At 72.3% G+C, this 10,964-nt stretch carries 10 protein-coding genes, 1 rRNA gene and 1 pseudogene; 10 read left to right on the top strand and 2 right to left on the bottom strand.

The window, feature by feature from the left end:
- The 3 genes and pseudogenes from rrf to ACN6LB_RS27720 form a co-directional block, all read left to right on the top strand.
- Nucleotides 1–99 (top strand): 5S ribosomal RNA (gene rrf, locus ACN6LB_RS27730); the annotation flags it as partial.
- Between the two features lie 519 nt (nucleotides 100–618).
- Nucleotides 619–1,473 (top strand): annotated as a pseudogene (locus ACN6LB_RS27725) (hypothetical protein); the annotation flags it as partial.
- Nucleotides 1,474–1,710: 237 nt separating this feature from the next.
- Nucleotides 1,711–2,610, top strand: a complete 900-nt coding sequence (locus tag ACN6LB_RS27720; protein WP_445028276.1) for a hypothetical protein — start codon at nucleotides 1,711–1,713, stop codon at nucleotides 2,608–2,610.
- A gap of 97 nt (nucleotides 2,611–2,707) precedes the next feature.
- Here the strand turns inward: ACN6LB_RS27720 and ACN6LB_RS27715 are convergent, their stop codons facing one another.
- Complete coding sequence (locus ACN6LB_RS27715; RefSeq protein ID WP_445028269.1) at nucleotides 2,708–4,069, bottom strand: DUF1015 family protein; 1,362 nt, start codon at nucleotides 4,067–4,069, stop codon at nucleotides 2,708–2,710.
- Between the two features lie 73 nt (nucleotides 4,070–4,142).
- On the opposite strand from ACN6LB_RS27715, the gene ACN6LB_RS27710 reads away from it, so the two are divergent.
- From ACN6LB_RS27710 to ACN6LB_RS27695, 4 genes are all read left to right on the top strand, one after another.
- Nucleotides 4,143–5,171 (top strand): HAD hydrolase-like protein, encoded by a 1,029-nt coding sequence (locus ACN6LB_RS27710; RefSeq protein ID WP_445028268.1) that lies wholly within the window; start codon nucleotides 4,143–4,145, stop codon nucleotides 5,169–5,171.
- A 156-nt stretch (nucleotides 5,172–5,327) separates the two neighbouring features.
- A complete protein-coding gene (locus ACN6LB_RS27705) occupies nucleotides 5,328–6,371 on the top strand; it encodes a FecCD family ABC transporter permease (protein ID WP_356140814.1) in 1,044 nt (347 codons plus the stop codon).
- Between the two features lie 95 nt (nucleotides 6,372–6,466).
- Nucleotides 6,467–7,486: a FecCD family ABC transporter permease gene (locus ACN6LB_RS27700; RefSeq protein ID WP_445028275.1), complete on the top strand. Its 1,020-nt coding sequence runs from the start codon at nucleotides 6,467–6,469 to the stop codon at nucleotides 7,484–7,486.
- Nucleotides 7,483–8,427, top strand: coding sequence for an ABC transporter ATP-binding protein (locus tag ACN6LB_RS27695; RefSeq protein WP_445028267.1), 945 nt, complete (start codon nucleotides 7,483–7,485; stop codon nucleotides 8,425–8,427). Before ACN6LB_RS27700 ends, ACN6LB_RS27695 begins: the two co-directional genes overlap by 4 nt.
- Here the strand turns inward: ACN6LB_RS27695 and ACN6LB_RS27690 are convergent.
- Complete coding sequence (locus tag ACN6LB_RS27690) at nucleotides 8,411–8,758, bottom strand: SCP2 sterol-binding domain-containing protein (RefSeq protein WP_356140809.1); 348 nt, start codon at nucleotides 8,756–8,758, stop codon at nucleotides 8,411–8,413. The genes ACN6LB_RS27695 and ACN6LB_RS27690 overlap by 17 nt on opposite strands.
- Before the next feature lie 165 nt (nucleotides 8,759–8,923).
- Between ACN6LB_RS27690 and ACN6LB_RS27685 the strand changes: the two genes are divergently transcribed.
- From ACN6LB_RS27685 to ACN6LB_RS27675, 3 genes are read left to right on the top strand one after another with little or no spacing between them, the layout of a single operon-like run.
- Nucleotides 8,924–9,211: a hypothetical protein gene (locus ACN6LB_RS27685; RefSeq protein WP_445028274.1), complete on the top strand. Its 288-nt coding sequence runs from the start codon at nucleotides 8,924–8,926 to the stop codon at nucleotides 9,209–9,211.
- A 7-nt stretch (nucleotides 9,212–9,218) separates the two neighbouring features.
- Nucleotides 9,219–10,034, top strand: a complete 816-nt coding sequence (locus tag ACN6LB_RS27680; protein WP_356140807.1) for a TlyA family RNA methyltransferase — start codon at nucleotides 9,219–9,221, stop codon at nucleotides 10,032–10,034.
- On the top strand, nucleotides 10,031–10,936 hold the full coding sequence (locus tag ACN6LB_RS27675) for an NAD kinase (RefSeq protein ID WP_445028266.1): 906 nt from the start codon (nucleotides 10,031–10,033) through the stop codon (nucleotides 10,934–10,936). The genes ACN6LB_RS27680 and ACN6LB_RS27675 overlap by 4 nt, the downstream gene beginning before the upstream one ends.
- The last annotated feature ends 28 nt before the right edge of the window (nucleotides 10,937–10,964 follow it).

Here is a 10,964-nt window from a genome sequence, read left to right as displayed (position 1 = left end):
AGGGAAACGCCCGGTTACATTCCGAACCCGGAAGCTAAGCCTCACAGCGCCGATGGTACTGCAGGGGGGACCCTGTGGGAGAGTAGGACGCCGCCGAACAATCTTTGAGGACCTCTGGTCCCAGCGACTCGCTGGGACCAGAGGTCCTTTTTTGTTTTTCCGAAGCGCGCCGGGTACTCGGCTGCGCGAGAATGACTGCGGTACCGATGACAGGAGTCACCCATGTCCACCAACTCTCCCGACGAGCGACCGGAGCGCGATCAGCGCCGCCGGGACAGTGGTGACCGCGGCGGCTACCGCGGGGGCCCGCCCCGCCGTGACAACGCCGGCCGCGACAACGACCGCGGTGGTTCCGGCCGCCGCGACGACCGCGGTGGCGACAGGCGCGACGATCGCGGTGGCGACCGTGGCGGCTTCCGTCGTGACGATCGTCCGACCGGCGGCCCCCGCCGTGACGACCGTGGCGGTGACCGTGGCGGCTTCCGCCGCGACGACAGCCGTGGAGGCGGTGGAGGCGGCTTCCGCAGGGATGAGAATCGTGGCGGTGGCGGCTTCCGCGGCCGCGACGACCGTCGTGAGGGCGACGGCGGCGGCCGTCCCCCCTTCCGTCGTGACGATCGTCCGACGGGTGGTCCTCGCCGTGAGGACCGTCCGGCCGGTCCGCGTCGCGACGACCGGGGTGACCGGGGCTTCCGCCGTGACGGCGATCGTCCGGCCTTCCGCCGTGACGACCGCGGTGAGCGCCGGGACGACGACCGCGGTGGCTTCCGCAGGGACGACCGCGGTGACCGCGGCGGTGACCGCGGCGGCGACCGTGGCGGCTTCCGCCGCGACGACAACCGCGGCGGTGACCGTCCCCCCTTCCGTCGTGACGACCGCCCGACCGGCGGCCCCCGCCGTGACGACCGAGGCAGTGACCGTCCCGCCTTCCGCCGCGACGACCGCGGTGGCGACAGGCGCGACGACCGCGGTGGCGACCGCGGCGGCTTCCGTCGTGACGATCGTCCGACCGGCGGCCCCCGCCGTGACGACCGTGGCGGTGACCGTGGTGGCTTCCGTCGTGATGACCGTCCGACTGGCGGTCCTCGCCGTGATGACCGTGGCGGTGACCGTGGTGGCTTCCGTCGTGATGACCGTCCGACGGGTGGTCCTCGCCGTGAGGACCGTCCGGCCGGTCCGCGTCGCGACGACCGGGGTGACCGGGGCTTCCGCCGTGACGGCGATCGTCCGGCCTTCCGCCGTGACGACCGCGGTGAGCGCCGGGACGACGACCGCGGTGGCTTCCGCAGGGACGACCGCGGTGACCGCGGCGGCGACCGTGGCGGCTTCCGCCGCGACGACAACCGCGGCGGTGACCGTCCCCCCTTCCGTCGTGACGACCGCCCGACCGCCGGCCCCCGCCGTGACGACCGAGGCAGTGACCGTCCCGCCTTCCGCCGCGACGACGACCGTCCCGCCTTCCGCCGCGACGACCGCGGTGGCGACAGGCGCGACGACCGCGGTGGCGACCGTGGTGGCTTCCGTCGTGACGACCGGGGTGACCGTGGTGGATACCGCGGGCGCGACGACCGTGGACAGGGTCCGCGTCGTGACGACCGGGGTGGCCGCCCCGGTGGGTTCCGGGACCGTGACGACCGTCGGGGCGATGACCGGCGTGGTGGCGGCCGTTTCCGCGATGAGCGGGAGCGGGACCGTGAGCCGATCAAGCGTCTGCCGATCCCCGATGACGTCACGGGCGACGAGATCGACAAGGACGTACGGCAGGAGCTTCAGAGCCTGCCCAAGGGGCTTGCCGAGGACGTCTCCAGGAACCTGGTGATGGTCGCCCGGCTCATCGACGAGGACCCCGAGGGGGCGTACGGATACTCCCGGGTGGCCCTCCGTCTGGCCTCGCGCGTCGCCGCCGTGCGGGAAGCGGCCGGCTTCGCCGCGTACGCCAACCAGAAGTTCAGCGAGGCGCTCGCCGAGTTCCGGGCCGCACGCCGGATGACCGGAAGCGTGGAGCTGTGGCCCGTCATGGCCGACTGCGAGCGTGGCCTCGGCCGGCCCGAGAAGGCGCTGGACATGGCCGGTGCGCCCGAGGTGCAGAAGCTCGACAAGGCAGGCCAGGTCGAGATGCGGCTCGTGGCCGCCGGTGCGCGGCGGGACCTGGGGCAGCTCGACGCGGCCATCGTGACCCTGCAGAGCCCGGAGCTCGCCTCGAACTCCGTACAGCCCTGGACGGCGCGACTGCGGTACGCGTACGCCGACGCGCTGCTCGCCGTCGGACGTGACGGCGAGGCGCGCGAGTGGTTCGCCAAGGCGCTCGAGTCCGACAAGGACGGCAGCACGGACGCTTCGGACCGGCTCGCGGAGCTGGACGGCGTCGAGTTCGTCGACGCGTTCGACGAGGACGACGTCGATGCCGATGTCGTCACCGACGCTGAAGCTGCGAGCGACGACATCGACGAAGTTGAAGACGACGAAGTCGAAGACGTCGAGGACGACGAAGATGTCGAGGACGACGAAGACGATGAGGTCGACGAGGTGGATGAAGCCCCGAAGGCTGTCGAGCACCCGTCGGTCGAAGGTGACGAGGACGGCTCCGGGGATGGTGCTTCCCGGGACTGACGCCCTCCGGCGCAGTGGAAGCAGTAGGTGAATGAAGGTGGGCGGGATCCCGGAAGGGGTCCCGCCCACCTTTGTTTTCGGCGCTGTTCCGGCGTGCTCAGAGGGCGAGTGCGCGCAGCACCAGGCCCGATGCCGGCTTCGGGCCGAACGACGTCGACTTGCGGGGCATCGTGACGCCCTGGCGGGCGAGATCGCGTACGACCTCCTCGCGGACCGGGTGCATCAGGACGGCCGTGCCGCCGTCGCGCTCCGCCTTGGCGACGGTGGCCGCCGTGTCGTGGATGTACGCGATGTGGGCCGGGGAGTCCTCCGGAATGCCCCAGACATGGTCGAGGAGCGTGGCGTGCAGGACCGTCGCGTCGAGGGTGCGCCAGGCCTCCGGGCGGTCGCCCGGGATCGTACGGGCGAGGAGGTCCGGGGACGGGCGGTCGACGAGGTGGAAGGCGCCGTCGCCCGCGAGGAGGAAGGCGTTGCCCTCGGAGGCCGCCTCGGCGAGGGCGTCCAAGGCCTCGGGGAGGGGGACGTCGAGGCGGCGTATGCGGAAGGAGCCCGCGAGGGCGGCCAGGGCGTCCGCCACCGGGAGTGCGTGCAGCAGGCGGTGGATGGCGCGGACACGGAGGGGGTAGCGCGCGGTGTCGACCAGGAGGACGAGACCGTAGTCCCAGGGGCTGGGCGAGGGGTGTTCCGCACGCAGACGCAGATACGTCGCCCAGCGGTGATGGCCGTCCGCGATGAGGGCCTGGTGGTGGCGGAGATCTGTCTGGATCTCCGCCAGGTCGGACGGATCGGTCACCGCCCACAGACGGTGGCTGAAGCCGTCCTCCGTGGTCGTGGCGAGGAGCGGGAGCCGCTGCGCGGTGCGCTCCACGACGGACGCCGCACCGACGCCGCATCCGGAACCGGACTCCGCTCCCGACTCGGAACCGGATTCCGCCCCGGGCTCGGGGCGGGGGCCGAAGCCGTTGCCGCGGTAGGTCAGCAGGAGGGGTTCGAGGTTGGCGGAGGTGGCGCGCATCAGGGCCGCGCGGTCCGCGATGACGTGGGGCATGACGTCCTCGTGCGGGAGGACCACGCCGTCCGACGGCTCGGACAGCCGCAGGGCGCCGATGATGCCGCGTTGCAGGAGGCCGTCGCTGTCGCGCTGCTCGTAGACGTACAGGCCCGGCTCGGAGTCGGCGGCCAGGACGCCTTCCGACAGCCAGCGGCTCAGGGTGTCGGCCGCCTGCTGGTTGCGGGCGGTGGGCGTGGTGTCCTGGGGAAGGATCAGCCGGACGATGTTGTGAGGGTCTGCCGATTCGAGGTGGTGCAGGCCGTCGGGCCGTACGACCACGTCGTACGGCGGTGAGGTCACGGCGGCCAGGCTGCCGACCCGGTCGGGGTCGTAGCGAAGCCCCCGGAACGGGGTCAGTTCGAGGCCGCTGCGCGCCGGGGTCTCCTCCGCGGGACCTGCATAGTTCATTGAGGCATCGTAAGTGTGTCAGTGGCATGCGCGATGATCGGGTGGACGGGATTCGACCGAGGAGCGATGTGTAATGAGCCAGTCCTTCAGGACGCGGCCCGACGGCAGTGGCCAGGCCCTGAGCGAGGCGTACGACACGGCTCTGCTCGACCTGGACGGGGTGGTGTACGCAGGAGGGAACGCGATCGCGTACGCCGTCGAGTCCCTCGGCACGGCCCGCGCGGGCGGGATGCATCTCGCGTACGTCACGAACAACGCGCTGCGGACGCCGGACGCGGTGGCCGAGCACCTCAGTGAGCTGGGGATACCGACCGGGGCCTCCGACGTCATCACGTCGGCGCAGGCCGTGGCCCGGCTGATCAGTGAGCAGGTGCCCGGCGGCGCACGTGTGCTGGTGGTCGGCGGGGACGGACTGCGGGTCGCGCTGCGCGAGCGCGGGCTCGTGCCGGTCGAGTCGGCGGACGACGATCCGGTGGCGGTCGTCCAGGGGTACGGCGGGCCCGACCTGCCCTGGAGCCGCTTCGCGGAGGCGAGTTACGCCATCGCGCGCGGGGTGCCCTGGTTCGCGTCCAACACCGACCTGACGATCCCGAGCGTACGGGGCATCGCTCCTGGCAACGGCGCGGCCGTGGAGGTCGTCCGTATCGCCACGGGCGCCGAGCCGCAGGTCGCGGGCAAGCCGCTGCCCCCGATGCACCGCGAGACGGTGCTGCGCACCGGCGCCGAGCGGCCGCTGGTGGTCGGCGACCGGCTGGACACCGACATCGAGGGCGCGTTCAACGGAGAGGTGGACTCGCTGCTCGTGCTGACCGGCGTGACGGACGGGGCGCAGCTCCTCGCCGCCCCGCCGCAGCACCGGCCGACGTATGTCGACGCCGATCTGCGCGGTCTGCTCACCGGGCAGCCGGAGGTCGTCGAGGCGGGGGACGGATTCCGCTGCGGTGGCTGGACGGCGACGGCCGGGGGTGAGCGGTTGGCACTGGAGGGTGAGGGCGAGGCCCTCGACGGGCTGCGGGCGCTGTGCGCGGCGGCCTGGACTGCGGCGGGCGAGGGTTCGTGTGCACTGGACGGGGGGAAGGCGCTGGCGCGGCTCGGGCTGTGAGGGACGCCGCGACCTCCGGGACCAGGTGGGGCGCGGGGGTCGGTGGGGCGCGGGCATCGAGCATCGAGCGGGTGCGGCATCGACTCCGGGACGTCGGCGGGCCTGGAGACGGGCACGGCATCGAGTCGAGATGCGAGGGTAGGCTAACCTAACTACGTGTTGGTCGACAGTCCCCCTGAACCGAGCGCGGAGACCGCCCCCGCGCCCCCAACCCGCCGGGCGATACGTGCCGTTGGGCTGATCGCGTCCCTGGCCGTCCTCGTGGCGGTCGCGCTGGCGAGCATCGCGATCGGCGCGAAGGAGCTGCCGCTGGACCAGGTCTGGCACGGCCTGTTCCACGACACGGGGACGTACGGGGACGTCGTGGTCGGTGACCGGGTCGCGCGGACCGTCCTCGGGCTGCTCGTCGGCGCCGCACTCGGGCTCTCCGGCGCCGTCCTCCAGGCGCTCACCCGCAACCCCCTCGCCGATCCTGGGCTGCTCGGCATCAACGCGGGCGCGTCCGCCGCGGTCGTCACCGCCATCACGTTCTTCGGCGTCACCTCACTGAGCGGCTATGTGTGGTTCGCCTTCTTCGGCGCGGCCGCGGTCGGGGCGCTGGTCTGGTTCCTCGGCGGCAGCAGGGGCGCGACCCCGGTGCGGCTCGCGCTCGCGGGCACCGCGATCAGCGCCGGGCTCTACGGCTACCTCCAGGCCGTGATGATCATGGATGACGCCGCGCTCGGCAAGATGCGCTTCTGGACGGTCGGCTCGCTCGCCTCGGCGAACGGCACGACCATCAAGCAGGTGCTGCCGTTCCTGTTGGTCGGCACGGTCGTGGCGCTCGCGTTGGCCCGGCCGCTGAACGCCCTGGCCATGGGCGACGACACCGCCCGCGCGCTCGGCGCCAACCTGAACCGCACCCGGGCCGTCGCCATGGCCGCCGCCACCGTGCTGTGCGGCGCCGCGACCGCCGCCTGCGGGCCCATCGTGTTCGTCGGGCTGATGGTTCCGCACGCCGTGCGGTCCTTCACCGGGCCCGACCTGCGCTGGATCCTGCCGTACGCGACTGTCCTGTCGCCCGTGCTGCTGCTCGGCGCCGACGTGATCGGACGGGTGGTGGCACGACCCTCGGAACTGCAGGTCGGCATCGTCACCGCGATCATCGGCGGACCGGTCTTCATCTATCTCGTCCGACGGCGGAGGACCGCGCAGCTGTGAGCACCCCACACAAGCCGCTCGACGCACGCGAGCCGGTCACCCCACACAAGCCGGCCACCGCCCACAAGCCGACTTCCCCCCGCACCGCTCGGGCGATCCGCACGCGCGGCGGCCTCTCCGTACGGTTCGACGTCCGGGCGTTCGTCATCGTCGTGCTGCTCCTGCTGGCCGCGCTCGCCGCGAGCGTGGTGCTGATCGGCACCGGTGACTTCCCGATCCCGGCCGCGGACGTCCTCAGGACGCTGGCCGGGAACGGCAACGCGGGCCAGGAGCTCATTGTCAACGAGCTGCGGCTGCCGCGGGTCCTCGTCGGGCTCCTGGTGGGCGCTGCGCTCGGACTCGCCGGCGCGCTCTTCCAGTCCGTCTCCCGCAACCCGCTCGGCAGCCCCGACGTCCTCGGTCTCGGCCAGGGCGCGACAGCCGGGGCGCTCGTCGTGATCGTGCTGTTCTCCGGGGACGCCGACGCGGTCGCCCTCGGGGCGCTCGTCGGGGGCCTCGTCACCGGGTTCGCCATCTACCTGCTCGCCTGGAAGCAGGGCGTTCACGGGTACCGGCTCGTCCTGGTCGGCATCGGAGTCTCCGCGATCGTCACGGCGGTCAACGGCTATCTGCTGACCAAGGCCGACTTCGTCGACGCGACGCGCGCGATCGTCTGGATGACCGGTTCGCTCAACGGCCGCGACTGGGAGCAGGTCTGGCCGCTGCTCGCGCTGTGCGCCGTGCTCGTACCGCTGGTCCTGGGCAACGCGCGGGGGCTGCGGATGACGGAGATGGGCGACGACGTGTCGTACGCCCTCGGGGTGCGCGTCGAGCGCGTACGCCTGGTGCTCCTGGTGTCCGCCGTGCTGCTCACCGCGGGTGCCACCGCCGCCGCGGGGCCGGTCGGCTTCGTGGCGCTGACCGCGCCTCAGCTCGCCCGGCGCCTGACCCGTTCGCCGGGGCCGAACCTGGTGCCGTCGATGTGCATGGGCGCGACCCTGCTGATCGTCTCGGACTGGGCCTCGCAGCGGGCCTTCGGCGCCGACCAGCTGCCCGTCGGCGTCGTCACCGGAGTCCTCGGCGGCCTCTATCTGCTGTGGCTGCTCGTCACCGAGCGGAAGGCGGGGCGGATATGAGCGCCGACGCGAGCAAGAACGCGAACAAGAACACGCCGGGGAAGACCCCGAGGAGCAGGAGCACCAGCACTGTGAACCGCCTGTCCGCCGACCACGTCACCCTCGGCTACGACCAGCGCGTCATCGCGGAGAACCTGTCGGTGGAGATCCCCGACAACTCCTTCACGGTGATCGTCGGCCCGAACGCCTGCGGAAAGTCGACACTGTTGCGTGCCCTGTCGCGGATGCTGAAGCCGAGCCAGGGCCGGGTGCTCCTCGACGGGCAGGTCATCCAGTCGATGCCGGCGAAGAAGGTGGCCAGGACGCTGGGGCTGCTGCCGCAGTCGTCGATCGCGCCGGACGGGATCACGGTCGGCGACCTGGTGGGCCGCGGGCGGTACCCGCACCAGGGGCTGCTGCGCCAGTGGTCGACCGAGGACGAGCGGGTCGTGCAGGAGTCGATGGCGTCGACCGGCGTCGCCGAACTGGCCGACCGTTATGTCGACGAGCTCTCCGGCGGCCAGCGCCAGCGCGTGTGGATCGCCATGGCCCTGGCCCAGCAGACCCCGCTGCTGCTGCTCGACGAGCCCACCACCTACCTCGACATCCAGCACCAGATCGATGTGCTCGACCTGTGCGCGGAACTCCACGAGGAGCAGGGCCGCACGCTGGTCGCCGTGTTGCACGACCTCAACCACGCGGCCCGGTACGCCACCCATCTCATCGCGTTGCGCGACGGCAGGGTGATCGCGGAGGGCGCGCCAGGCGACATCGTCACCGCCGAGCTGGTGGAGGACGTGTTCGGGCTGCGCTGCCAGGTCATCGACGACCCCGAGACGGGGACGCCGCTGGTGGTGCCGGCGGCGCGGAAGGCTCGTAAGGCCGAGGCGGGTCAAGCGGCCGAGGCGGGTCAAACGGTCGGGGCTGCGGCGGTCGGGGCCGCGGCTAAAGAAGCGTCCTGAGCCGGAACAGGTCGCGGAAGCCCGCTTCCAGCTTCACCCGGCCCGCGCCCCAGGCCTTCGCGAAGTTCAGCTCGCCGTCGACCATCGCGACCAGGTCGTCGCCCGCCATGGTGAGCCGGATCTGGGCCTTCTCGGGCGGAGGGCCCTGCAGGGTGTCGACCACCTCGATCCGGCCGTCCTTGAGGCGGCCGACGAAGGTGATGTCCAGGTCGGTGATACGGCAGCTCAGCGAGCGGTCCAGGGCCGCCGCGCTGCGTACGTCCCCCTCGGCGCCCGCCAGGTTGTCCGAGAGCTTCTCGAGTGCGCTGCGGCACTCCTCAATCGTCGCCATCGTGATCGACGGTACCCCAGCGCTTCGGGGTAGCGTCGGGGCATGAGCTACTCCTTCACGGGCCCGGAGCCGGTGGCGGCCGGTCCGGAGCTGCCGGGTGCGCCCCAGCGGATCGACGGGCCCGAGCTCCCGTCCGGACCCGAGCTCCTGAGTGGACCCGAGCTCCTGGGCGATGCCGACCTTTCGAGCGGGTCCGGGCTTCCGGCCGAGCCCGAGCCCGAGCCCGAGTACGACCCCGCCGCCCCGGCCCCGCTGAACGCCCCCCGCACCCCCACCGGCAACGCCGAGGTCGACGCCCTGCTCGACCGGTTGACGGACGCGGACCACCTCGCCACCGACGGACACGTCGAGGTGTACGAGGATGTGCACCGGGGGCTGCGTGACGCGCTGACCGCGCTGGACGCACGCCCGGGACCTCCGGCGCCCCCTTCGCCGTACGACCGCAGGAGCTGAACCGAACGTGGCAGGAGTGGCACGCCGCCGCCTCGACGCCGAGCTGGTCCGCCGGAAGCTGGCGCGCTCGCGCGAGCACGCGAGCCAGCTGATCGCCGCGGGCCGGGTCAGCGTGGGCAAGACCCTCGCGACCAAGCCCGCCACCCAGGTGGAGACCGCGGCCGCGATCGTGGTCACCGAGGACGACAGCGACCCCGACTACGTCTCGCGCGGCGGGCACAAGCTCGCCGGCGCCCTCGCGGCGTTCGTGCCGCAGGGGCTGAAGGTCGAGGGGCGCAGGGCGCTGGACGCCGGAGCGTCCACCGGCGGCTTCACCGATGTGCTGCTGCGCGCCGGTGCCGCGCACGTGGTCGCCGTCGACGTCGGCTACGGACAACTCGCATGGTCTCTGCAGAGCGATGAACGCGTCACCGTCAAGGACCGTACGAACGTACGCGAGTTGACGTTGGAGGCGATCGATGGGGAGCCCGTGGATCTTGTCGTCGGGGATCTGTCCTTCATCCCACTCGGCCTGGTGCTGCCCGCCCTCGCGCGGTGCACGGCGCCCGACGCCGACCTGGTGATGATGGTCAAGCCGCAGTTCGAGGTGGGGAAGGAAAGGCTGGGGAGTGGTGGTGTCGTGCGCAGCCCCGAGCTGCGGGCCGAAGCGGTGCGCGAGGTCGCGCGGCGCGCGGGGGAACTGGGACTCGGCGTGAACGGCGTCACCGCCAGCCCGCTGCCCGGTCCGTCGGGCAATGTCGAGTACTTTCTGTGGCTGCGCGCCGGGGCACCTGCCCTGGACCCGGCCGACGTTGACCGTGCAGTGGCGGAGGGGCCGCGTTGACACAGAGCCGAGCTCGAACTGTTTTCCTGCTCGCCCACACCGGGCGGCCCGCTGCCATCCGCAGCGCGGAGCTCGTCGTCCAGGGGCTGCTGCGCTCCGGGATCGGCGTGCGGGTCCTGGAGGCGGAGGCGGCCGATCTGCCGCTGCCGTCGAGCGTGGAGCTGGTGAAGGAGGCCACCCCGCAGTGCCTCGACGGGTGCGAACTGCTGATCGTGCTCGGGGGCGACGGGACGCTGCTGCGCGGCGCCGAGTTCGCCCGTGCGTCCGGTGTGCCGATGCTCGGCGTCAACCTGGGCCGGGTGGGTTTCCTCGCGGAGGCCGAGCGTGACGACCTCGACAAGGTGGTCGACCGGGTCGTCACCAAGGCGTACGAGGTCGAGGAGCGCATGACCGTCGATGTCGTCGTGCACAGCAACGGCGACATCGTGCACACCGACTGGGCGCTCAACGAGGCCGCCGTGCAGAAGGCCGGCGCCGAGAAGCTGCTCGAAGTCGTCCTGGAGATCGACGGGCGGCCGGTGACCGGCTTCGGCTGCGACGGCATCGTCCTGTCGACGCCGACCGGCTCGACGGCGTACGCCTTCTCCGCCGGCGGACCGGTGGTCTGGCCCGAGGTCGAGGCGCTGCTCATGGTGCCGATCAGCGCGCACGCCCTGTTCGCCAAGCCGCTGGTCACCTCGCCGGACTCGGTGCTCGCGGTGGAGGTGCTGCCGCACGTTCCGCCGGGCGTGCTGTGGTGCGACGGGCGCCGGACGGTGGAGCTGCCGCCGGGGGCGCGGGTCGAGGTGCGGCGCGGGGCGGTGCCGGTGCGGCTCGCTCGGCTGCATCACGCGTCGTTCACGGACCGTCTGGTGGCGAAGTTCGCCCTGCCCGTGGCGGGGTGGCGGGGCGCACCGCACTAGCCGTCGCTCTTGGTTTCGGCGCCGCAGG

This window comes from Streptomyces sp. SAS_270 (assembly GCF_052543295.1).
This window is presented reverse-complemented; position numbering and strand designations above follow the sequence as displayed.